This window comes from Deinococcus aerolatus, from assembly GCF_014647055.1.
Lineage (GTDB): Bacteria > Deinococcota > Deinococci > Deinococcales > Deinococcaceae > Deinococcus > Deinococcus aerolatus.
Genome location: NZ_BMOL01000004.1, coordinates 130,781 through 150,932, shown reverse-complemented (window position 1 = coordinate 150,932; position 20,152 = coordinate 130,781). Strand labels below are relative to the sequence as shown.

General features: G+C 68.9%; 25 protein-coding genes. 8 read left to right on the top strand and 17 right to left on the bottom strand.

The window, feature by feature from the left end:
- The first annotated feature begins 8 nt into the window (after window positions 1-8).
- Window positions 9-227: a hypothetical protein gene (locus tag IEY31_RS06360; protein ID WP_188970118.1), complete on the top strand. Its 219-nt coding sequence runs from the start codon at window positions 9-11 to the stop codon at window positions 225-227.
- 64 nt (window positions 228-291) lie between these two features.
- On the opposite strand, the gene IEY31_RS06355 is transcribed toward IEY31_RS06360, so the two are convergent.
- The 10 genes from IEY31_RS06355 to IEY31_RS06310 form a co-directional block, all read right to left on the bottom strand.
- On the bottom strand, window positions 292-1,125 hold the full coding sequence (locus tag IEY31_RS06355; protein ID WP_188970116.1) for an alpha/beta fold hydrolase: 834 nt from the start codon (window positions 1,123-1,125) through the stop codon (window positions 292-294).
- A 94-nt stretch (window positions 1,126-1,219) separates the two neighbouring features.
- The gene (locus IEY31_RS06350) at window positions 1,220-1,897 is read right to left on the bottom strand and encodes a M48 family metallopeptidase (RefSeq protein WP_188970114.1); all 678 of its coding nucleotides are present in this window, start codon (window positions 1,895-1,897) and stop codon (window positions 1,220-1,222) included.
- Window positions 1,898-2,020: 123 nt separating this feature from the next.
- Complete coding sequence (gene ypfJ, locus IEY31_RS06345; protein ID WP_188970112.1) at window positions 2,021-2,902, bottom strand: KPN_02809 family neutral zinc metallopeptidase; 882 nt, start codon at window positions 2,900-2,902, stop codon at window positions 2,021-2,023.
- A 148-nt stretch (window positions 2,903-3,050) separates the two neighbouring features.
- On the bottom strand, window positions 3,051-4,145 hold the full coding sequence (locus tag IEY31_RS06340) for an ABC transporter ATP-binding protein (RefSeq protein WP_188970299.1): 1,095 nt from the start codon (window positions 4,143-4,145) through the stop codon (window positions 3,051-3,053).
- A 19-nt stretch (window positions 4,146-4,164) separates the two neighbouring features.
- Complete coding sequence (locus IEY31_RS06335; RefSeq protein WP_188970110.1) at window positions 4,165-5,715, bottom strand: ABC transporter permease; 1,551 nt, start codon at window positions 5,713-5,715, stop codon at window positions 4,165-4,167.
- Between the two features lie 93 nt (window positions 5,716-5,808).
- Window positions 5,809-6,288 carry a hypothetical protein gene (locus IEY31_RS06330; protein ID WP_188970108.1) on the bottom strand — a complete coding sequence of 160 codons (480 nt, stop codon included), beginning with the start codon at window positions 6,286-6,288 and terminating at the stop codon, window positions 5,809-5,811.
- 70 nt (window positions 6,289-6,358) lie between these two features.
- Window positions 6,359-7,357: an iron ABC transporter substrate-binding protein gene (locus tag IEY31_RS06325; protein WP_188970106.1), complete on the bottom strand. Its 999-nt coding sequence runs from the start codon at window positions 7,355-7,357 to the stop codon at window positions 6,359-6,361.
- A 169-nt stretch (window positions 7,358-7,526) separates the two neighbouring features.
- Window positions 7,527-8,312 carry a LysM peptidoglycan-binding domain-containing protein gene (locus tag IEY31_RS06320; protein ID WP_188970104.1) on the bottom strand — a complete coding sequence of 262 codons (786 nt, stop codon included), beginning with the start codon at window positions 8,310-8,312 and terminating at the stop codon, window positions 7,527-7,529.
- A 127-nt stretch (window positions 8,313-8,439) separates the two neighbouring features.
- On the bottom strand, window positions 8,440-9,912 hold the full coding sequence (locus tag IEY31_RS06315; protein ID WP_188970102.1) for a class-III pyridoxal-phosphate-dependent aminotransferase: 1,473 nt from the start codon (window positions 9,910-9,912) through the stop codon (window positions 8,440-8,442).
- Window positions 9,913-9,980: 68 nt separating this feature from the next.
- Window positions 9,981-10,262 carry a rhodanese-like domain-containing protein gene (locus IEY31_RS06310; RefSeq protein ID WP_188970100.1) on the bottom strand — a complete coding sequence of 94 codons (282 nt, stop codon included), beginning with the start codon at window positions 10,260-10,262 and terminating at the stop codon, window positions 9,981-9,983.
- A gap of 71 nt (window positions 10,263-10,333) precedes the next feature.
- Here IEY31_RS06310 and IEY31_RS06305 point away from each other — a divergent pair, with 71 nt between their 5' ends.
- Both IEY31_RS06305 and IEY31_RS06300 read left to right on the top strand, forming a co-directional pair.
- Complete coding sequence (locus IEY31_RS06305) at window positions 10,334-10,663, top strand: rhodanese-like domain-containing protein (RefSeq protein WP_188970098.1); 330 nt, start codon at window positions 10,334-10,336, stop codon at window positions 10,661-10,663.
- A complete protein-coding gene (locus IEY31_RS06300; protein WP_188970096.1) occupies window positions 10,663-11,025 on the top strand; it encodes a metal-sulfur cluster assembly factor in 363 nt (120 codons plus the stop codon). Before IEY31_RS06305 ends, IEY31_RS06300 begins: the two co-directional genes overlap by 1 nt.
- Window positions 11,026-11,106: 81 nt before the next feature.
- Here IEY31_RS06300 and IEY31_RS06295 read toward each other — a convergent pair whose 3' ends face one another.
- The gene (locus IEY31_RS06295; RefSeq protein WP_188970094.1) at window positions 11,107-11,787 is read right to left on the bottom strand and encodes a zinc metallopeptidase; all 681 of its coding nucleotides are present in this window, start codon (window positions 11,785-11,787) and stop codon (window positions 11,107-11,109) included.
- Window positions 11,788-11,981: 194 nt separating this feature from the next.
- On the bottom strand, window positions 11,982-12,257 hold the full coding sequence (locus IEY31_RS06290) for a stage V sporulation protein S (RefSeq protein WP_188970092.1): 276 nt from the start codon (window positions 12,255-12,257) through the stop codon (window positions 11,982-11,984).
- A gap of 176 nt (window positions 12,258-12,433) precedes the next feature.
- On the opposite strand from IEY31_RS06290, the gene IEY31_RS06285 reads away from it, so the two are divergent.
- On the top strand, window positions 12,434-12,958 hold the full coding sequence (locus tag IEY31_RS06285; RefSeq protein ID WP_188970090.1) for a hypothetical protein: 525 nt from the start codon (window positions 12,434-12,436) through the stop codon (window positions 12,956-12,958).
- Window positions 12,959-12,960: 2 nt separating this feature from the next.
- Here the strand turns inward: IEY31_RS06285 and IEY31_RS06280 are convergent, their stop codons facing one another.
- Complete coding sequence (locus IEY31_RS06280; RefSeq protein WP_188970088.1) at window positions 12,961-13,629, bottom strand: pentapeptide repeat-containing protein; 669 nt, start codon at window positions 13,627-13,629, stop codon at window positions 12,961-12,963.
- Window positions 13,626-14,387, bottom strand: a complete 762-nt coding sequence (gene map, locus IEY31_RS06275; protein ID WP_188970086.1) for a type I methionyl aminopeptidase — start codon at window positions 14,385-14,387, stop codon at window positions 13,626-13,628. Before map ends, IEY31_RS06280 begins: the two co-directional genes overlap by 4 nt.
- A 167-nt stretch (window positions 14,388-14,554) precedes the next feature.
- Between map and IEY31_RS06270 the strand changes: the two genes are divergently transcribed.
- Window positions 14,555-15,406 carry a M55 family metallopeptidase gene (locus tag IEY31_RS06270; protein ID WP_188970084.1) on the top strand — a complete coding sequence of 284 codons (852 nt, stop codon included), beginning with the start codon at window positions 14,555-14,557 and terminating at the stop codon, window positions 15,404-15,406.
- 100 nt (window positions 15,407-15,506) lie between these two features.
- Window positions 15,507-15,926 (top strand): hypothetical protein, encoded by a 420-nt coding sequence (locus tag IEY31_RS06265; RefSeq protein WP_229723363.1) that lies wholly within the window; start codon window positions 15,507-15,509, stop codon window positions 15,924-15,926.
- A gap of 14 nt (window positions 15,927-15,940) precedes the next feature.
- Here the strand turns inward: IEY31_RS06265 and IEY31_RS06260 are convergent, their stop codons facing one another.
- Window positions 15,941-16,897, bottom strand: a complete 957-nt coding sequence (locus IEY31_RS06260) for a histone deacetylase family protein (RefSeq protein ID WP_229723362.1) — start codon at window positions 16,895-16,897, stop codon at window positions 15,941-15,943.
- A gap of 25 nt (window positions 16,898-16,922) precedes the next feature.
- On the opposite strand from IEY31_RS06260, the gene IEY31_RS06255 reads away from it, so the two are divergent.
- The gene (locus tag IEY31_RS06255; RefSeq protein WP_188970083.1) at window positions 16,923-17,936 is read left to right on the top strand and encodes an NAD(P)H-dependent flavin oxidoreductase; all 1,014 of its coding nucleotides are present in this window, start codon (window positions 16,923-16,925) and stop codon (window positions 17,934-17,936) included.
- 181 nt (window positions 17,937-18,117) lie between these two features.
- Complete coding sequence (locus IEY31_RS18625) at window positions 18,118-18,438, top strand: GNAT family N-acetyltransferase (RefSeq protein WP_229723361.1); 321 nt, start codon at window positions 18,118-18,120, stop codon at window positions 18,436-18,438.
- On the opposite strand, the gene IEY31_RS06245 is transcribed toward IEY31_RS18625, so the two are convergent.
- Window positions 18,428-18,808: an ACT domain-containing protein gene (locus IEY31_RS06245; RefSeq protein WP_188970081.1), complete on the bottom strand. Its 381-nt coding sequence runs from the start codon at window positions 18,806-18,808 to the stop codon at window positions 18,428-18,430. The genes IEY31_RS18625 and IEY31_RS06245 overlap by 11 nt on opposite strands.
- 129 nt (window positions 18,809-18,937) lie before the next feature.
- Window positions 18,938-19,984: an aldo/keto reductase gene (locus IEY31_RS06240; RefSeq protein WP_188970079.1), complete on the bottom strand. Its 1,047-nt coding sequence runs from the start codon at window positions 19,982-19,984 to the stop codon at window positions 18,938-18,940.
- Window positions 19,985-20,152 lie beyond the last annotated feature (168 nt).

Below are 20,152 nucleotides of genomic sequence, written 5' to 3'. Positions count from 1 at the left end.
GGTACACCATGACCGGACCCTATGACCGTCCACCCGCCCCAGCAACCGAACCCACCGATACCCCCTCGCCCATGCCCGAGCGGATGCCCGGCGAGGACGGCACTGGCCCCATGAGTGACCCACCCGTCAATCCCGACCTGCCGGGCATGCCGATGCCCGACCCCACCGAGAACCCGGACACGCCGGGGCTGCCCAGCCCCGGCCCGACACCGATGCCTGCGATGTAGAGCCGATAGCAGCGGAAGGGGCCAGTTCGAAACATGGGGCTGGCCCCTCGTACTTCGCCGCTGCCTACTTGTTCAGGAACGCCAGCAGGGCGGAGTTCACCTCGTCGGCGAACGTCCACAGGATGTTGTGCGGCCCCCCTTCGATCACCACAGACTCGCTGCCCTTGATCAGCTCCGGCAGGCGCGCGCCCGTGGCCTCGATCGGCAGCACGCGGTCCGCGTCCCCATGCATGATCAGGGTGGGCACCGCTATCTTCGCCACATCTGGCCGGAAATCTTCCAGCCACGTCCCCACACACGCCAGCGTCGCGGTGGCCGAGGCACGGGCCGCCACATTCCAGCTGGCCCGCACCGCCTCGTCACTGATGCGGCTGCCGCCCAGCACGTCGGTGTTGTAGAAATTCTTGAAGAAGTCAGTCAGGTACGCGAAGCGGTCCTCGCGGATGGCGTCCTCGATGCCCGTGAACACGTTGCGGTCCACACCCTGCGGATTGTCGTCGGTCTTGAGCAGGAACGGCGGGATGGAACCGATCAGGACCGCTTTTGCCACGCGGGCCGAGCCGTAGGTGCCCAGGTAACGGGCGACCTCGCCCGTGCCCATCGAGAAGCCCACCAGCACCACATCCTGAAGGTCCAGGTGGCCTATCAGCGCGTTCAGATCGGCGGCGAAGGTGTCGTAGTCGTAGCCGCCGGACGGCTGGCTGGACTGGCCGAAGCCGCGGCGGTCATAGGCGATGACGCGGTAGCCGGCCGCCAGCAGGGCCGCCTCCTGCCGCTCCCAGGAGCGGCCGTTGAGGGGGTAGCCGTGAATCAGCACGACGGGCTGACCCGCGCCGTGGTCCTCGAAATAGAGGTCGATGGCGTGGTTGTTTTCCTGGCCGACAGTCACATAGGGCATAGCGCTCTCCTTGGATAATGCCCAGCGTAAGGAGGTGGGCGTGGCGTGGGTGAACGGCGCATCTATGCGTCTTACGGTTTCACGCCGGCCCGGCTCACCCCAGCGTCTGGCCGTGCTCCCTCAGCCAGCGGCGCTGGGTCTGCCACCCCGGCATGACCCGCGCGACATGCGCCCAGTAACGCGGCGAGTGGTTCAGTTCCAGCAGGTGCGCGGCCTCATGTAGGGCGACGTAGTGCAGCGCGTCCAGCGGGGCGCGCGACAGTTTCCAGTGCAGGCGGATGTCGCCCCGGCTACTGCAACTGCCCCAGCGCGTGGCCGTGTCGCTGACCCGCACGTTCCCCAGCCGGTCCGCCGCGCCCAGCCGTGCGGCGTAATCGGTGACCAGCGCGGTGTAGGGGTCCAGGCACCCCGCCCGCGTCCACGCGACCAGCGCCCGCTCAGCATTATCTGCAGGCAGGTGCAGGTCATTGCCCACCCGCGTCCCCTTCTCTTGTAGGGGCCGCAGCCGCAGCGTCAGCGTCTCGCCCAGGAAGGGCAACTCCGAGCCGTCCGTGTGCGCCTGCGCCGTCACCGGACGGGCCGCGTACTGGGCCAGATGGTGCGCCACCCAGTCATGGCGCCGGCTCAGGATGTCCTGAAGCTGAGCCAGCGGCACGCGCTGGGGGGCGTACAGCGTCACCGCGCCGGGCCTGACCTGCACGGCCACCGTGCGCCGCCGGGCGCTGCGCTTGACGGTCACGGGAACGCCGGAAATGAACCACTGCGCTGACATTGGCCCCAGCAAAGCGCATCCGGGTGGACGGCGGAGCGAGTCAGTTCACTTTCCCGCAACAGGTTGCGAAAGAAGGGGGTGGGGCGAGCACCGTCGTCTCGCCCCACCCCTTCCGTCCCGCGCTTACAACTGGTTGTAGTTCTGGTTAAAGGTGTCGCACTTGTTGGGATCGCCGGTCTTGAAGCCGGTGGTGAACCACTTCGCTCGTTGCTGACTGCTGCCGTGTGTGAAGGAGTCGGGAACGACCCGGCCCGCCTGCTGGCGCTGCAGGTTGTCGTCACCAATGGCCTGCGCGGTGCTGACGGCCTCCTGAATATCGGCCTGCGTGATGCTGGCCTGCTCCTCAACGCGGTTGCCCCACACGCCCGCAAAGCAGTCGGCCTGCAGTTCCAGACGCACGCTGTAGCTGTTGGCCTCGGCCTCGGTGCGGGCGCTGCGCTGCTTGCGCTCGACCTGATCGGCAATGCCCAGTTCGTTCTGAACGTGGTGCCCCACCTCATGGGCGATGACGTAGGAATACGCGAAGTCGCCGCCGCCGCCCAGTTGCCGGTCCATCATGGCAAAGAAATTGGTGTCGATGTAGACCTTGTTGTCCAGCGGGCAGTAGAACGGCCCCGAGGCGCTGCTGGCCACGCCGCAGCCGCCCTGCGTGCCGCGGGTGTACAGCACCAGCCGCGCCGGGGTGTAGGTGCGCCCGGCCTGCTGAAACACATTGCCCCACACCTGATTGGTGCTGGTCAGCAGGCGGTCCATGAACTGATAGTCCTCGTCGGTCGCCGCGCCCTCCTGCCCCTGGGCCTGCGGCTGGCTCTGGCTGGGCGGCTGGGTCTGGGCGCCGTCTCCACCGCCCAGAATCGCGCCGGGATCGATCCCGAAGAACATGGCGATCAGCGCGATGATCAGCCCGCCGACGCCGCCCACGGCAATGCCGCCGCCAGGCACACCGCCCCCACCCCGCCGGTCCTCGATGCCGCCGCCGCCGCCGGGAAGATTTTTCCAGTCCATAGTCGTATCTCCTTGAGAGCCAGGCCGCTGCTGTCTCGGCCCGTCATGCTGTCATTCGTGCCGCATTGTAGGCCGCCCCCACCGCGCGGAGGCTGACCAGTTCTTTAGGCAGAGGGTGGGGCACAGGAACGCAGCGCTGGTGCGGCCTCTAGCGAACGGCCCGCCCGGCCCGCGTGGCGCGCACCCACACCCGCTCGCCCTCGGCGCGCAGCGGCTGGCCGGTGTCATGCAGCTGCACCTCCTGCTGGCCCAGCGCCAGCGTGTAGGTCACGGCGTGACCCTTGAATTCGCGGGCCAGCACCACCGCCTCGGTGCCCGCGCCAGCCTCCGCAAAGGCCAGCTGCTCGGGGCGCACGCTGACCATCACCGGGCCGTCCGGCACCGCCGCGCCCTCCAGTTCAATATTCCCCAACACGGTGCGGGCCACTCCCGCATGAGCGGTGCCGGACAGCAGGTTGCTGCGGCCCAGGAAGGAGGCCACGAACGCCGTGCGCGGATGGGCGTACACCTCCTGCGGGGTGCCGATCTGCTCGATCTGCCCGGCGCGCATCAGGGCGATGCGGTCGCTGAACGCCAGGGCTTCCTCCTGGTCATGGGTCACCAGAATGGCCGCCACGCCGCTGCGGCGCAGAATGGCGCGGACCTCCTGGCGGGTGGCGTGGCGCAGCTGCGCGTCCAGGTTGGAAAACGGCTCGTCCAGCAGCAGCAGGCGGGGGCGCGGGGCCAGCGCGCGGGCCAGGGCGACGCGCTGCTGCTGCCCACCGGAGAGCTGGTGCGGCATGCGCGACTCGAAGACGGTCAGGCCCACCAGCGACAGCGTCTCGCGGGCGCGGGGCAGGCGCTCGGCGCGGGGCAGGCGGCTCAACCCGAACAGCACGTTGCCCAGCACGCTCAGGTGGGGAAACAGCGCGTAGTCCTGAAACACCAGCCCCACGCCCCGGCGCTCGGGCGGCTGCGGCGGATTCGTCATGTCGCGCCCGTCTATCCACACCGCGCCGCCATCGGGCTCCTCCAGCCCGGCGATCAGGCGCAGGGTGGTGGTCTTGCCGCAGCCGGACGGGCCCAGCAGCGTCAGCAGCTCGCCCGGCGCCACCTGCAGGCCGAGGCCGTTCACCGCCGGAGGCATGTTCGTGGCGGGGCGCCCGTGTGGGTGAAAGTACTTGACCAGCCCCCGCAGTTCCAGCGCGGGCGGGGCCGTCAGGGCTTGATCCACCGGGCCCGCCCCTGGCGCCTGCCTGTCCATGACCGTCATTCCGTCCTCCTCATTCCCGTTCCCGCCGCAGGATCAGCAGCGTCAGCACGGCCCCGGCGGCGGCCAGCGCCAGCGCGTAGGGGGCGGCGCTGGCGTACTGCGCTTCCTCGGTGTAGGTCCAGACGTTGCGGGCCAGCGTCTCGAAGCCGATGGGTGCGAGCAGCAGCGTCAGCGGCAGCTCCTTGAGGACGCTCAGGAACACGAAGGCCGCGCTGACCAGCAGCCCCGGCCCCAGCAGCGGCAGCGTGACCCGCCGCAGCGCCCCCGCCCGCGTGACGCCCAGCACGCGGGCCGCCTCCTCCAACCGGGGCGTGGCCCCCACCAGCCCGCTGCGAATCGGGCCAATCGCCTCGGCGACAAAGTGCAGGGTGTAGGCGATGATCAGCAGCGGCAGCGTCTGGTACAGCGGCGGCGCGGCCCGCAGCACGAAGAAGATCAGCGCCAGCGCAAAGGCCAGCGGCGGCGTGGCGTAGCCCAGGTACGCGGCCCGCTCGATGATGCGCGGCCAGCGCCCGGTAAAGCGGCTGCCGATCAGGGCCAGCGGCAGCGCCAGCGCGGTGGTGGTCAGGGCGGCCAGCGCCGCCGCCCCCAGCGCGGACCGAAGGGCGGCCAGCAATCCCTCCCAGGCGAATGGATTGTTCTCCAACCCCAGCCAGTACAGCACCGTGCCCAGCGGCAGCACCAGCGACACGAAGGCCAGCGCCGCCACGAACAGCCACGCCAGCGGGCGCAGCCGGCCCAGCCGGACGGTGCTGGGTTTTCTCGCCGCCGCCGGCGACACCCGCGACAGGAAGACGCCGCGCATAAACCGGGCTTCGAGCCACAGCACCGCCCCGGTCAGCACCAGCAGCAGCAGCGCCAGCCACGCCGAGTACACCCGGTCATAGGCCGCGGTGTACTGCTGGTAGATTGCCGCGCTGAAGGTGGGGTAGCGCATCAGGCTGACCACGCTGAAGTCGCCCAGGGTGTGCAGGCCGATCAACAGGCCGCCAGACAGCCACGCCGGGCGCAGGTGCGGCACCGTCACCTGCCAGAAGGTCTGCCAGCGGGTGCGGCCCAGCAGCCGGGCGGCGTCCTCCAGCGCAGGGTCCTGGGTGCGCAGCGCCGCGTGCAGGTTGAGAAACAGGTATGGAAAGGTAAACAGCGTCAGCACCAGCAGCGCCCCCCAGAAGCCGCCCGGGGCCGGCACGCGCAGCCCGGTCAGGGTGTCGATGGCGCCGCCCGCACCGCCCGCCGCGATAAACGCGTAGGCCCCCACGTACCCCGGAATCGCCAGCGGCAGCACGCCCAGCAGCGTCAGCAGACCGCGTGGACGCAGGTCCGTGCGGGCGGCCAGAAAGGCCAGTGGCAGCGCCACCAGCGTGGTGGTCAGCAGCACCGAGCCGCCCAGCAGCAGCGTGCTGCCGGCCAGCGCCAGGTTGCGCGGGCGAAACACGATCTCGCGCAGCTCACCCGGCTCGGCCCCCAGCGCACGCAGCACCAGATAGGACAGCGGCACCAACACCCCCAGCACGGTCAACACGGCGGGCAGCAACAGGGAGGGGGGCAGTCTTCGGGTCATAGGCGAGGTGGCTCCGGGCCAACGGACAGACTTTAACAGATCGGAATACTCGGAATTGTCCCGCGTCACGGTGGGCAGTCGGGATCCGGCGCTCTAGCCTGCCCGCCCGCGCCACGCCAGCCACGACAGCACCATCAGCACCACCGGGGAGGCAAGCAGGACGCCGCTGCTCAGGCCCTGCGAGATCTGGGCCTTGACCGACGCGCCCGTCTGGGGGTCCGGCGCGGGCAGCAGCGCCCCCAGCAGCGTATCCACCGCCACGCTGACGGCGATCAGCAGCAGCGTGGCCGCCGCCCCCAGCCCCAGGCTGACCCACACCGGTTCCTGGCCTGCGTAGCGCAGCAACCGGGGCAGGGCCAGCACCACCCCGGCCAGCACGCCCATCATCAGGTAAATCGCCCCGAAACTGCGCTCCAGGCTGCCGCCCGTCAGCAGGATGCTGCCCAGCACGCCCAGCAGCACCACGCCGGCCAGCACCGCCACGGCACGCGCCCAGGCCAGCGGCAGCGCCATGACCCCCAGCAACACGCCCACCGACACGCCCGCGCCCAGCAGCAATCCCAGGATTCCCATGGGGTAGTGAACCATGAAAAAGCCCGCACCGGCAGAAGCCGGGACGGGACCAGGGAGGGGCGCGTGGGAATTACAGCAGGCCGACGTCGCGCAGCAGTTTCTGGGCCTTCTCGATGTTCTTGGGCAGGGCTGTGGGATCGATCTTCGGGCCGCGCTTGCTGATATCGCTGAAGGGGAGCATGGTGGTGGGCTGCAGGATGTTGCCGATCACCGGGTACTCGAAGTTGACGCTCAGGAAAAAGGTCTGCGCGTCCTTGCCCACCAGACTGCCGAGGAAGCGCGAGGCGGCGGCGGTGTTCTTGCTGGTCTTGAGGATGGCCGCGCCCGTCGCGTTCCCCAGGTTGCCGATGTCGCCGTTCTTGAAGAAGTAGGTGTCGATGGGGTAGCTCAGGCGATTGACGCGCTGGATGTAGTAGTGGTTGGTCAGGCCCACGTCGATTTCACCCGAGCGCATGGCTTCGAGCATGCCCACGTTGCTGGTCTTGTAGTCCCTGGGCTGCAGCGCCTTCATGCCTTCGAGCCACTGTTTGGTGGTGGCCTCGCCGTGCTGGGCGATCATGCCCGCCAGGAAGTCCTGGAAGCTGGGGTACGACACTGTCCAGCCGATACGGCCCTTCAGGGCGGTCATCTTGGGCAGGTCCAGCACGCTGGCCGGCAGCTGCTCAGGCTTGATCTTCTCGGTGTTGTAGGCCAGCGTGCGGAAGCGGACGGTGGTGGGCAGCCAGCTGCGATCGGCAGGCAGGTAGTCCGGCGACACGTTGCGCGTCAGCGAGGTCCCCAGCTTGACAAACCGGCCCTCGCTGGCCAGTTCGCCCAGCGCACCCACCGAGTTGCCCCAGAACACGTCGGCGGGGCTACGGCTGCCCTCCTCGCGCAGGGCGGCCACCAGCTGCGCGTCGCTGCCGTAGCGCACGTTGACCTTGATGCCGGTCTGCTTCTCGAACTGCTGTACCACCGGCTCCACGAAGGTCTTGGCGCGGCCCGAGTACAGCGTGATGGACTGGTTGGCCTGCGCCAGCGTCGTGCCGGTGAGCAGCAGAGCGAGGGTGGTGAGGGTTGCTTTCTTCATGTCCCAATCCTAAGTAAATCACTCGGATTAGTGAGGTATAAATGTCCCGGTGCAGAAGAGTGCGCGGGTGGGACGGTCCTGGAGCGCCGGATCGCGCCCACAGGTTTCGATCCCCAGGCACAGAAAAAGGGCCGCCCCATCCCGGAGGCGGCCTTGAGGGCACAGGTGTTCAGCCGGGGATGCGGATCTGCTGGCCCACCTTGATCAGGTCCGGGTTGCTGATGTTGTTGTAGTGGGCGAGCTTCTTATATTCGGTCACGTCTCCGTAGTACTTCTGGGCAATCGCGCCCAGGGTGTCGCCCGCCTTGACGGTGTACACGGTGTCGCCGGTCTGGGTATCCTTTTCCTTGCTCAGCTCCTTGGCCCCGGTGGCCACGCGCAGGCCGCTGATGTCCACGCCCGACACGCCCTCGACCTCGCGGGCCAGCTTCTCGGCCAGACGCTGCTCGTGGTCATTGTCCACCACGCCGCGCAGGATCACGCTGTTGCCGCTCTGCAGCACGTCAATGGGATCATCCTTCAACTCGCCGTTGTTGCGAATGGCCTTGTGCACGGCCTTGGCGATCTTGCTGCGCTCCTCCATCTCCTTGACTTCCGCCTCAATACTGGGCGCGGCGGGCGCGGGCCTGGCCCCGGCGCTGGCTGGAATCTCGGTGCCGCCACTGACCGGGCCGGACGTGAAGGAGTTGTCCGAGGCGCTGGGTCCCGCGTCCTGAGGCGCGGCCTGCTGGGGCGCTTCCTGGGCGATCAGGCCGCTGGTGTCGACGCTCTTGACGCCGTTGATGCCCTCGGCCACCACCTTGACCAGGTTGCCGTAACGGTCATTGGGCACCATGCCGGTCACGGTAACGTTGCCGCCCTTCTCCTGCACCTGCAGTCCCAGGTCCTTCAACCGGGGCTGCCCGTTGAGGGCTTCTTTGACTCGGTCCGCTGTATTTTTCCCAAAAGGCCACATGGCTGGAGCGTAACCCATCTATAGGGCGAACTGTGAGAAAACACACGTCCGTAAAGAAATGGTCAGGACGCACTTTCAGGTGCATCTTTACGAATGGACAGAGCAGTTCCCCTGCGCCCCAAGCACCTCAGCCGTCACTGGGAGTGCGCTTCTTGGGCTTGCTGGCGGCAAATTTCGCCAGCCGGGCAGTCAGGACAGGCGGCGTTCCTGTCAGCAGGTCACGCGAGACCGGGCGCCGCCCCGCAAAGCTGTCCACCCGGTCGAGCATGGTGTCAAACACGTCATGGGGCATGTCCAGGGCGGGGGTCAGTCGCACGGTGCGCTTGCTGCTCAGGCTCAGGTTGGCCATCACACCGGACTGATGCAACTCGCGCAGGGCCAGCAGGGCGGTGGCCTCGAACACCAGTTCCTTGAGCACGCCGGGCAGCGGCACGCCCAGCATCGGCTGAAACTGCATCGCCAGCAGCAGGCCCTGGCCGCGCACCTCTTGCAGCAGGCGCGGGTGGTTCTGCTGGGTGGCCCGCAACCGCTGCAGGCCCACCCGCCCCAGTTCCAGGCTGCGGGCCGGCAGATCGTTCTCGATCAGGTATTCCAGCGACTTTAAGCCCACTGCCATTGCCAGCGCGCCGCCGCCAAAGGTGTTGCTGTGGCGCTTGCTGCTCAGGCCGCCCAGCATCTTCTTGTAAATGTCGTGGCGGGCAATCGTGGCGCCCACCGCCGTCATCCCGCCGCCCAGCGGTTTGGCCAGGGTGATGATGTCGGGGTCCAGCCCCTGCGCCGCCGACTCGAACCAGTGGCCAGTGCGCCCCAGGCCGGTCTGGATCTCGTCTGCGATCACCACGATGCCGTGCCTCCGGCAGTACTCGCCCAGCCCACTCAGGAAGCCCGGCGGGGGGATGTTCACGCCGCCCTCGCCCTGGATGGGTTCAACGATCACGCAGGTGATCTTGTCGGGGCCGACGCGCCGGATCAGCGCTTTCAGGGCGTCCAGATCGCCGTAGGGCGAGGTCAGCGCCCCCGGCACCAGCGGGCGGAAGATGTCCTGGTACTCGGGGTTGGGGGTCAGGCTCAGGCTGCCCAGCGTCTTGCCGTGGTAGCCGCTGTCGAAGGAGATCTGGAATTTAGATGCGGGGCGAAACGCCTTGGCGAACTTCAGCGCGCCTTCCACGGCCTCGGTGCCGCTGGAGCAGAAGAACACCTGCGAGTCGGCGTGACTGGGCAGTTCACGGGCCAGCAGGCGGACCAGGTTGGCCTCCAGCGCCGCGCGCCACGGGGCACTGGACTGCTGCGGCAGGCCCATTGAGCGGTTCTTGTCGAGAAATCCATGCAGAAAGTCGGTCAGCACGGGCGGCATCTCGCCAAACGGCGTGGCCGCGTACCCGCTGGCGTTGATGCGGCGCACGCCGTTCTCGTCTTCCAGTTCCCAGGGATTCACGCGTGCAAATGGCCCGGCCACGCCCAGCAGGTCCAGCCCGTACAGCAGCTCGGCGTTGCCGTAGTGCAGTTCCAGGCGGCGGACTTCCGGAGCGCTCAGGCGGTCATGCAGGACATCGTCGGCGGAAATGAAACCGGGGGGCAGGGCAGGAACGGGCGCAGACATGGGGTCAGTGTAGGGGAATGACGTAGGTCCGCAAAAAAGCTGTGGCCTGCGCTTCTGCCCTGGCCCCGCTAGATCTGCTCTCTCAGCAGGGCCGGAACCCCGCCCGGATAGGCTGTGGCGTCCAGCCCGTCGGCCCGCAGGTACCGGGCCGCCAGTCCGGAGCGCACGCCGCGTTCGCACACCACCAGCAGCGGCCCCTGACTGGGGCTCAGGCCGTGCGCGCCGTCCTCGATCTGGTCCAGGGAAACGGCCAGAATGGGCCGGGCCGTCAGCAGCGGTTCCAGCGGCTGGGCGAAACGCAGTTCGGCGGGACGCAGATCAACGACGGTGACGCCTTCGGGCAGGGGCATGGGCGCAGCATAGGCCAGCGCCTGCGGGCAAGGGGCACATTCCGCCGGGAGGACTCGGCTATGCTGCTGGTATGGAAGACATCACCCCGCAGGAAGGACAGGACCGCGTCAAGCAGGGCGCCATGCTGGTGGACGTCCGCGAGCAGAGCGAGTACGACGAGGTTCACGCGCAGGGGGCCACGCTGCTGCCCCTGAGCGAACTGGAAAGCCGCTTCACGGAACTGCCCAGGGACCGCGAACTGGTGATGATCTGCCGCAGCGGCGCCCGCAGCGCCCGTGCAGGCGAGTACCTGATGCAGAACGGCTACGACCGCGTGGTCAACCTGGGCGGCGGCACGCTGGCCTGGGCCGAGGCCGGTCTGCCCACCGAGGGCGCTGCAGCTAAAGGAGAAGCGAACTGATGGACACTGAACAGAATGTACAGGCCTCCCCCGCCCCGGCGGGCGACCTGCCCAGCGAGGCGCAGGTCCGCGAGGCCCTGAAGATCGTCAAGGACCCCGAGATCCCGGTGAACGTGGTGGACCTGGGCCTGATCTACGGCGTGGACGTGCAGGAAGGCGGCCTGGTGGACATCACCATGACCCTGACCAGCGTGGGCTGCCCGGTGCAGGACCTGATCCGCGCCGACGCCGAGATGGCCGTGAGCCGCCTGGACGGCGTGACCGACGTGAACGTGGAATTCGTGTGGACCCCGCCGTGGGGACCGGACAAGATGACCGAGGACGGCAAGCGCCAGATGCGGATGTTCGGCTTCAACGTCTAGAGACCTGAGCACAACGACCTGAGCCCATGAAGAGGCGGCCCCCAGGTGGGGCCGCCTCTTGCCCGTGTCTACGTCTGAACGTCAGTTGTTGCTGCGGGCAATGCCCAGGATGTTCAGAAACTGCACCAGGGCCATGGCAAACCCGGCCACGTAGGTCAGGGCGGCGGCGGTCAGCACGTTCCTCGCGCCGTTCTGGCCTTCCACCGTGCCGTTGAGGCCCCGGCTGTCCAGGTACACCAGCGCCCGGCGGCTGGCGTCGAACTCCACCGGCAGCGTCACCACGTGGAACAGCAGCGCCGCGCCGAACAGGACCACACCCAGCCACAGCAGGCCCGACAGTCGCAACAAGATGCCCGCCAGCAGCAGCCACGGGGCCAGGTTCATGCCCAGGCTCAGCGGCACGGCCATCTTGCCGCGCAGCACCAGCGCGGGCATGCGGACCCTGTCCTGCAGGGCGTGCCCGACCTCGTGGGCGGCCACCGCCATCGCGCCAACGCTGGCGACACTGTGGACGCTCTGGCTCAGGTTGACGGTCTTCTTGCCGGGATCGTAATGGTCAGTCAGGTTGCCGGGAACGGCAATGATCTTCACGTCGTGCAACCCGTTGTCGTCCAGCATCATGCGGGCCACGTCCGCACCGGTCAGACCCCGGGCATTGCGAACCTGCCCCCACTTCTTGTAGGTGCGGCTCAGGTAGCCCTGGATCAGCATGGACGCCACGAACACGATGATGATGGGAATGGTGTAGGGGCCAAGAAACATAGGGAACTTCCTCCGGGAAGTGAGGCGCGGCCCTGAAACGGGTCCGGCCAGTGGTCAGGGGATACAACGGGCGTCCACCCGCCCAGGGCAGGGGTCTCGCCTCCTATATCTTAGCGTACCGCACTCAGATTTCATGAGAGAAGGGAGATGATGCATTGAGCTGTGCAGGCCGAAGGGGGCGCCGCTGGACTGGGCTAGGCGGAACCCAGAGGCCGAGCCAGCACGTGGAAATTCAGCGCGGTGCGCTCCTCGTTCTGGACGTCCAGCTTGACAAAGGCCGGCTGGGCGCACAGGTCCAGCCCGTCATTCACCAGGTAGCCGCGCGCAATTGCCAGCGCCTTGACCGTCTGGTTGACGGCGGCGGGGCCGATGGCCTGAATGTCCACGCTGCCCTGGGACCGCAGCAGGGCAGCAATGGCCCCGGCGATGGCGTTGGGACGGGATGTGGCAGAGACGCGCAGGGTTTCCAAGACTGGGGTTCCTCCAGGAACTGAATCGCCCAGAGTCTAGGTGACGGCGGTCCAGTGGGCAATTCCCCCAGTGGACGCCCCCTGTGGTGGCCTGCGTGCGTGCCTCCGCCTTTGGAGGGACGTCCGCCACCGTGGAGGCCAGTAGCGTGGGTCACAACCGACAGGAGGTTACATCCGTGGAAGAAGTCCTGGTTCCCATCTTTTTCTTGGGCAGTGTCCTCGCCTTTCCTCTGCTGCGCCGCCAGATGATCCACCGCCACCGGCTGGAAGTGTTACGTCTGGCAGGTCTGCGGCAGCCGGAGGCCAGCGCACCCGCCATCCAGGGCGACAGCGCCGCCGAACTGGCCCTGGGCCTGCCCGAACCGCACCGCCTGTATGCCCTGGCGCTGCTGTGCCGCCTACACGACGCGCTGGAGGGCGGGCCGCTGGACGCCCACAGCAGCTATCTGATCCGGCAGGCCCGCGCCGAGTACCTGCCAGCCACCCTGCGGGCCTACCTGAACCTGACCCCCGCCGCCCGCGCCCGCCTGAACGAGCGGGGCCAGAGCGCCGAGACCCTGCTGGGCGAACAGCTGGAACTGATCAACGCTGGCGTGGCGGGGGCGCTGGGCCAGAACCACGCCTCCGCCGACCAGCTGCTGACGCAGGGGCGCTTCCTGGGCGAACGCTTCGAGACGGTGGGCGGGCGGGTACGGGCCTAGGCTCAGGCCTTCTCCGGCAACTCCTGCACCCGCACGCCCAGCAGGTGGGCCAGCTCCAGCAGCTGAACAGGTTCGACCGTCACGCCCGCCAGCTCCCGCAGGCCCAGGCGGACGCCCTGAAGGTCCGAACCGCGCAGATCGGCTCCCTCCAGGGCCGCGCCGTGAAACTCGGTCTTGCCCAGCGCGCAGCCCCGGACCACCGCGCCGGGCAGGCTCGCGTCCATGAACACGGCCTCGGTCAGGTCGCAGTCCTCCAGCCACAGGTGTTTCGCGTCCACTGTCGGCCACAGCGACAGCGGGGCCAGCGCACGGGTCAGGCGGACGTGGCGCAACACCGCGCCCGGCAATTGCAGACCGGTCAGGCGGCAGTCGGTGAACTGCACACGCTCCAGCGCCGCCTCGGTCCAGCGTGCGCCGCTCAGGTCACAGCCCTCGAGGCGCACGTCCTTCAGACGGATCAGGTGCCACGCCACGCCGCTCAGGTTGACCTCGCGGAACACGCAGCCCTCGAAGGACACGGTCTGCAGCGTGCCCGCGTCCAGCGAGCCGCCCTCCATGACGCCGCCCCGGAAGACCGATTCGTCCTCCAGCTCCGCCGGCACCAGGGTTCGCAGGCCACCGCGTGGAAATTTTGGCGGGCTGGGGGGCCTCGTTTTCGGGGGCAGCGTCACAGGGTCAGGATTTCATGGCCCCTGGGCGTGACCACCAGCGTGTGCTCGAACTGGGCGCTGGGCTGCTGGTCCGCCGTGATCACGGTCCAGCCGTCGTCCAGCAGGCGGGTTTCGGGACGGCCCAGGTTGATCATCGGCTCGATGGTAAAGACCATGCCGGGCTGCAGTTTCAGGCCGGTGTAGCGCGCCCCGTGGTGGTAGATGGTGGGTTCCTCGTGCAGACGCTTGCCGATGCCGTGGCCGGTGTATTCACGCACCACGCCGTAGCCCCGGCCCTCGGCCAGCGTCTGGATGGCGTGGCCGATGTCGCCGGTGCGGGCATTGGGACGCACCACCTCCAGCCCGGCGGCCAGCGCCTCGCGGGTGGTGTCCACCAGCGCCTGGACTTCAGGGGTGACAGTGCCCACCGTGTAGGTGTAACAGGCGTCGCCGTAGACCCCGTCCATCAGCACGCCGATGTCCACGCCGATGATGTCGCCCTCTTGCAGCACGCGCCCGTCGGGGATGCCGTGGCAGATCACCTCGTTGACGCTGGCGCAGATGGTGGCGGGAAAGGGATTGGTGCGCGGGCCGTAGCCCAGGTACGCGGGGGTGGCCCCGGCCTTGCGGATGTGTTCCTCGGCGATGCGGTCCAGTTCGGCCAGGGTCACGCCAGGCTTGACGAAGGGGTCCAGGACCCGGAAGGTTTCGGCGACCAGCGCCCCCGCACGGCGCATGGCCTCGATTTCGCGGGCGGATTTCAGGGAAACGCGGCTCATAGAGGGTGAGGCTAGCATGCCCTTTTTAAGGGTTCGGGGGCCGGGTTCACGGTGGGTCGGGCAACCCGGCTGGGCCGGGGGCCGGCCAGCAAGGTTCCTGGCCCTGTGGCGCGCGCAGTTCACCTGCCCGCCTTCACCCGCCTGCGTCCACCCCCTACACTGCGCCCATGAAAGTGGTCATCAGCGTGGATATGGAGGGCGTGTGCGGGGTGGCGTCGTGGGTGCAGGTCAGTCCGCCGGAATTCGGGGGCCTGGTCAACGGCACCGAGTACCAGCTGGCCCGCGAGCGCATGACGCTGGAAGCCGCCGCCGCCGCCGAGGGCGCCCTGATGGGCGGTGCGACGGACGTGCTGATCAACGACAGCCACGACACCATGCGCAACCTCCTGCCCGAACTGCTGCCCCAGCAGGTGCGCTTTACCAGCGGCAACGACAAACCGCTGAGCATGGTGCAGGGCGTGCAGGAAGAAGGCGTGGGGGCGCTGCTGTTCGTGGGCTACCACGCCCGCGCCGGCAGCCCACGCGGCCCGCTGGCGCACACCTGGAACGGCTTTATCCGCAACGTGCGGGTGGGCGGCATCGACACCGGCGAGTATGGCCTGAACGCGCTGCTGGCCGGGCATTACGAGGTCCCGGTGGTTTTTGCCTGCGGCGACGACGTGGCGATGGCCGAGATCCGCGCCGAGCTGGGCGAGGGGGTGGTGACGGTGGCGGTCAAGGAAGGGCTGAGCACCTACGCCGCCGTTCACCTGCACCCCGCCGAGGCGCAGCGGCGCATCCGCGAGGGGGCCGAGCAGGCCGTGCGCGCCGCGAAGAACGCGCAGCCCTACACCACCCGCTGGCCCGCGCCGTGTCAGCTGTCGTTTGACCATCAGGCCCGAGCCGACGCCTGCGCCCGCGTGCCGGGCGTGACGCGGGTGGATGCCGTGACGGTGGGCTGGAGCAGCGAGAACGCCTACCACCTGTTCCAGACCTTCCGCATGCTGGCGACGGTGGCGGGCGTGCGGCTGAACGGGTAGCGGGTCAGCCCGAGACGGAACGGGCAGGGAGCCACGGTGGGCGCGACACGGTGAGAGCGCCGCGGCCACCACGCTCATTCCCACCGGTTACCCTGGAGCCATGAACCCACGCTTCCTGCTGATGGCCGCCGTCCTCGCCCTGCCGTGCAGCGCCTCGGCGGCCACCGCCTGGGCTGGGGTGGACGCCACGACGAAGGGCTACGGCGTCCACGCGGGCGGTTCGGTATTCCGGGTGCCGGTTCTGGGCACGCTGGGCCTCGAGGGGGCGGCGGAAAAGGCCTGGCGCAGGACCAGCAGCAACCGGTTTGCGGTGGGCGCCACCCTGCGCGACATCAACCTGCCGATCACGCGGGTGGACGCCTTCGCTGCGGCGGGCGCGGAGTACACGGACCGCTTTGGCGTGTACGCCGAGGGCGGCGTGCGCGGGCCGCTGCTGGGGCCGGCCGGATGGCGGGCTTTCGTGCGCAGCGGCACCGCCTCGGGCCTCGGCGCGGGCGTGGGGGTGGAGCTGCGGTTCTGAGGGACTGGGCACGTTCAAGTGGGCCACCGTTCGGCTGCCGGCCGCGTCCATCCCGTTGAAAAGGCTTCCAGCGCGGCCTCTACCGTCCCCACCCTCGCGGCGATCAGCTGCTGCGGGTCGCGGTTGTAGCCTCCGGCCATCACCGTGACCAGGGGAATGTGGGCACGGGCAGCCCACGCGAACACGCGCGCGTCGCGCTGGCGCACGCCGTCCAGGCTCAGCGCCAGCTTGCCCAGCTGATCGCCCGCCAGCACGTCCGCCCCTGCCAGATAGAAGACGAAATCCGGGCGGAAAGCGGCCACGGCGGGGGCCACCTGCCCATCCATTGCCGCCAGGTACGCCGCGTTCCCGGTGCCGTCGGGCAGGCCGATGTTCAGACCCGCCGTTTCCTTGGTAAAGGGGTAGTTGTTCGCGCCGTGCAGGCTGACGGTCAGCGCCCGCGCCTCCTGCGCCAGCAGGGCCGCCGTGCCGTTGCCCTGATGCACGTCCAGATCGAGAATCAGGATGCGGCGGGCGTGACCGCTGTCCAGCAGCCAGCGGGCGCTGATCACCACGTCGTTCAGGAAGGAAAAGCCCTCGGCGTGATCGGCGTAGGCGTGGTGGGTGCCGCCGCCAAAGTTCAGGCCCAGCCCCACCCGTAGCGCGTCGCGGGTGGCGGCCAGGGTGGCCCCGCTGCTGCCCAGGCCGCGCTGCACCACCGCCGGCGTCCAGGCGAAGCCCAGGGCCCGTTCCTCGGCGCGGGTCACGTCGCCGCCGCGCCAGCGGGCCAGGTACGCCGGGTCATGCACCCGCTCGGCCAGCGCCCAGGGCAGGTCCGGGGCGTCCTCCAGCGGGAGCAGTTCGCCCACCCGCTCCAGCATTTCCAGCATGAATTCACGGGCCATGAACTGCCGCCGGGGCGCGGGCTGCGCGGCGTAGGCGGCGCGGCGGTACGCGGTCAGGGCGCGGAACGGGTGAGGGGGAGCAGCCACGGTTCGGGCAGGCTACAGTCTTGGCATGCCTGTCATCCTGCAGCGGCTGAACCTGCGCGTGCCCATCGTCCTGGCCCCGATGGCCGGCGGGCCGGGCACGCCGGAACTGGCCGCCGCCGTTTCGCAGGCGGGCGGACTGGGCAGCCTGGGCGTGGCGTACCTGACGCCCGCGCAGATCCGGGAGACGGGCGCGGCGGTGCGTCGGCTGACGCCGGGGCCCTTCGCCCTGAACCTGTTCGCGCCGCAGCCCGCCGCGCGTCCAACACAGCTGGAAGTGGCGCGGGCCACCGCCGAACTCGCCCCCTTTCACGCCAGGCTGGGGTTGGCGCCGCCCGTGCTGACAGCCCAGGCGGAGCAGGACTTTGAATCCCAGCTGGAGGCCGTGTTGGACGTCTGCCCGGCTGTCCTCTCCTTCACCTTTGGACGGCTGGACGCCCGGCACCTGGAGGCGTTGAGGGCACGCGGCGTCCTGACAATGGGCACCGCGACAGGGCTGGACGAGGCGCGGCAGCTGGAAGCCGATGGGGTGGACGCTGTCGTGTTGCAGGGGGGCGCGGCAGGCGGGCACCGGGGCGGCTGGCTTACGGATGAACGGGCCGACACGCTGGCACTGGTTCAGGCGGCAGCACAGGGTGTCCGCGTGCCGCTGATTGCGGCGGGCGGCCTGATGACACGGGAAGACGTGCGCGCCGTGCTGGACGCCGGAGCCAGGCTCGCGCAGTGTGGCACGGCGTTCCTGCGGGCGGCAGAGGCCGGGACCTCCGCGCCGTACCGTTCGGCGCTGGCGGCGGCGCGGCCCGGCGACACTGTGCTCACCCGTGCCTTCAGCGGACGCACGGCACGGGGGCTGAGAAATGCCGTGACGGAGGGGGTGGCGCACCCACTTCCCTATCCATTTCAGAACGCCCTCACGCGGCAGCTGCGGGCGGCGGGGGCAGAGGCGGGCCGCGCGGACGTGCTGAGCCTGTGGGCTGGAGAGGGCGTGGGGCAGGGGCGGGAGGGTTCGGCGGCCCAGATTCTGGCCGGGCTGTGGCCGTGAGCGAGCTGCGTCTGCGCCCGCTGCGCCCCGGCGACGAGGAATGTGCCGTGCGCTGGGGCGCGGACGAGGAATTCTGTCTGGCCATCGCGTGGTCCGTGGGGTTGCCCGCCGAACACATCCGCCAGCACTGGCAGGGGCTGCTCACGCTGACGCCGCCGGAGTTGCTGCGCCACGGCATTGGGTGGACGGCGTGCTGGTGGGCTACACCGATCTGGCGGGGTTCACGGTCCGCAGCGCCGAGTTTGGCATCGCCATCGGGGAGCCGGGCCTGTGGGGCCAGGGACTGGGGTTGCAGGCCGGGCGGCTGACGCTGGCGCACGCCTTCCATGATCTGGGCCTTCAGACTGTGACTGCCGAGGTTCATGCGCCCAACGTGCGTTCGCGGGCGCTGATGCGGCGGCTGGGCTTCTCCGAAAACGGGCAGGGCAGATCAGAGGAATACCGGGGCGAGATGGTACCGGTGATCCGCTACATGCTGGAGCGTGCAGACTTCAAAGATTGACGGTATGCCCCGCCGCCATTAGGGCGGCCACCGCCTCCGCCAGCCGCGCCTGCGCCACCAGCACGTAATCGGTGTCAAAGGTGGACAGGGCAAAGATGCCCACGCCCGCGTCCCGCAGCGGATTCAGCACGCCCGCCAGAATGCCGGTCAGCGTGAATTCGAAGGGGCCGTGCAGCCGCAGGGCGGCCCAGCCTCTCTGCGCCCGTACGTCCTCCGGCACGCGTGCCGCCGCACACACCACCGACAGCTCACCGGGCGCGCGGGTCACGCTCCAGAACTCACCCGCAAAGGCCCACGCGGGCGGCACGGCGTCTTCGGGAAGCTGGCACACAGCATATTCGCCGCTCAGGACAGAGAGGGTCAGGGACATGGGACAGATGCTAGCGGACCCCCGGCTCCGTCAGAATGGGAATGGGCGCGGCATCATCCTGTCACCGTCATGCACAGCGAGGGCACGGCAGGCTTGTTGCAGCACGAGAGTCTCTGCTGCGCATCCCGGCTACCGCTGCGCCGCCTGAATCTGCCCATACCGCGCCCCCGTCGCCACGCCCGGCGGAAAGGTGGCGTCGATGCGGGCCAGATCGTCGGGGTTCAGCGTCACATCCAGCGCACCCAGGTTTTCCTCCAGGTACTTGACCCGCTTGGTGCCGGGGATGGGGACGATGTGTTTGCCCTGCGCCAGCACCCACGCCAGCGCCAGCTGCGCCCCTGTGCAGCCCTTGTCACGCGCCATCTGCTGCACCTCGGCCACCAGATCCAGGTTCTTCTGGAAGTTCTCGCCCTGAAAGCGCGGGCTGGTGCGGCGGAAATCGTCGGGGCCGAAGTCGTCGGGGGACTTGAGCTGCCCGGTCAGGAAACCGCGTCCCAGCGGGCTGTACGGCACCAGCCCCACGCCCAGGTCACGGCAGGCGGCCAGCACGCTCTCGCCGGGCTGTTCGTCACCGGAGCCCTGGTCATCTGTGGGGTGCTGGACGTGTTCCGGATCACGGGTCCACAGGGAGTACTCGCTTTGCAGGGCGGTGATCGGATGGGTGGCGTCGGCGCGGCGCAGCGTTGCGGCGTCCACCTCCGACAGGCCCAGGTAACGCACCATGCCGCGCTCCACCAGTTCGCCCATCGCGCCCACGGTGTCCTCAATGGGCGTCTGCGGATCGAGGCGGTGCAGGTAGTACAGATCGATGTGATCGGTCTTCAGGCGCTTGAGGCTGGCCTCGATGGACTTCCGCACGTACTCGGGCCGCCCCGACAGGCTGCGCTGCATCGGGTAGCCCGGCTCGCGCACGATGCCGAATTTGGTGGCCAGCACCACGCGGTCACGCTTGCCCCTGAGCCAGCGGCCCAGCAGTTCCTCGTTGGTGTGGGGGCCGTAGATGTCGGCGGTGTCGAAGAACGTGACGCCCAGGTCCAGCGCACGGTCCAGCGTGCGGACGCTCTCGGCCTCTTCGGCGTCGCCGTAGAACTCGCTCATGCCCATGCAGCCCAAGCCCAGGGCGGACACGGTCAGATCGCGAAGTGTGCGGGCAGGAAGATCGGTGGATGGGGTCATGGATGCTCCTTGTGCAGAGAGACAGAGTGAACCGAACAGGCTCAACTCTACCCCCACCCTGCGGATGCTGCGGCCGGGCGGCTGGCGGTTTTTAACGGTATCCACAGCGGTCCCACCGTACAGGGGTCAGCGTTGGGTGGAGTGGACGCCCACGTCCTGGAGGCGCTG

Excerpts from the sequence above, each read along its gene's own strand:
- IEY31_RS06240 (WP_188970079.1), bottom strand. The coding sequence starts at position 19,984 with ATGACCCCATCCACCGATCTTCCTGCCCGCACACTTCGCGATCTGACC.
- ypfJ (WP_188970112.1), bottom strand. The coding sequence starts at position 2,902 with ATGGACTGGAAAAATCTTCCCGGCGGCGGCGGCGGCATCGAGGACCGG.
- IEY31_RS06245 (WP_188970081.1), bottom strand. The coding sequence starts at position 18,808 with ATGTCCCTGACCCTCTCTGTCCTGAGCGGCGAATATGCTGTGTGCCAG.
- IEY31_RS06255 (WP_188970083.1), top strand. The coding sequence starts at position 16,923 with ATGCCTGTCATCCTGCAGCGGCTGAACCTGCGCGTGCCCATCGTCCTG.
- IEY31_RS06305 (WP_188970098.1), top strand. The coding sequence starts at position 10,334 with ATGGAAGACATCACCCCGCAGGAAGGACAGGACCGCGTCAAGCAGGGC.
- IEY31_RS06360 (WP_188970118.1), top strand. The coding sequence starts at position 9 with ATGACCGGACCCTATGACCGTCCACCCGCCCCAGCAACCGAACCCACC.
- IEY31_RS06330 (WP_188970108.1), bottom strand. The coding sequence starts at position 6,288 with ATGGGAATCCTGGGATTGCTGCTGGGCGCGGGCGTGTCGGTGGGCGTG.
- IEY31_RS06270 (WP_188970084.1), top strand. The coding sequence starts at position 14,555 with ATGAAAGTGGTCATCAGCGTGGATATGGAGGGCGTGTGCGGGGTGGCG.
- IEY31_RS06310 (WP_188970100.1), bottom strand. The coding sequence starts at position 10,262 with ATGCCCCTGCCCGAAGGCGTCACCGTCGTTGATCTGCGTCCCGCCGAA.
- IEY31_RS06300 (WP_188970096.1), top strand. The coding sequence starts at position 10,663 with ATGGACACTGAACAGAATGTACAGGCCTCCCCCGCCCCGGCGGGCGAC.
- map (WP_188970086.1), bottom strand. The coding sequence starts at position 14,387 with ATGAGCCGCGTTTCCCTGAAATCCGCCCGCGAAATCGAGGCCATGCGC.
- IEY31_RS06325 (WP_188970106.1), bottom strand. The coding sequence starts at position 7,357 with ATGAAGAAAGCAACCCTCACCACCCTCGCTCTGCTGCTCACCGGCACG.
- IEY31_RS06315 (WP_188970102.1), bottom strand. The coding sequence starts at position 9,912 with ATGTCTGCGCCCGTTCCTGCCCTGCCCCCCGGTTTCATTTCCGCCGAC.
- IEY31_RS06265 (WP_229723363.1), top strand. The coding sequence starts at position 15,507 with ATGAACCCACGCTTCCTGCTGATGGCCGCCGTCCTCGCCCTGCCGTGC.
- IEY31_RS06350 (WP_188970114.1), bottom strand. The coding sequence starts at position 1,897 with ATGTCAGCGCAGTGGTTCATTTCCGGCGTTCCCGTGACCGTCAAGCGC.
- IEY31_RS06335 (WP_188970110.1), bottom strand. The coding sequence starts at position 5,715 with ATGACCCGAAGACTGCCCCCCTCCCTGTTGCTGCCCGCCGTGTTGACC.
- IEY31_RS06340 (WP_188970299.1), bottom strand. The coding sequence starts at position 4,145 with ATGGACAGGCAGGCGCCAGGGGCGGGCCCGGTGGATCAAGCCCTGACG.
- IEY31_RS06295 (WP_188970094.1), bottom strand. The coding sequence starts at position 11,787 with ATGTTTCTTGGCCCCTACACCATTCCCATCATCATCGTGTTCGTGGCG.
- IEY31_RS06355 (WP_188970116.1), bottom strand. The coding sequence starts at position 1,125 with ATGCCCTATGTGACTGTCGGCCAGGAAAACAACCACGCCATCGACCTC.
- IEY31_RS06320 (WP_188970104.1), bottom strand. The coding sequence starts at position 8,312 with ATGTGGCCTTTTGGGAAAAATACAGCGGACCGAGTCAAAGAAGCCCTC.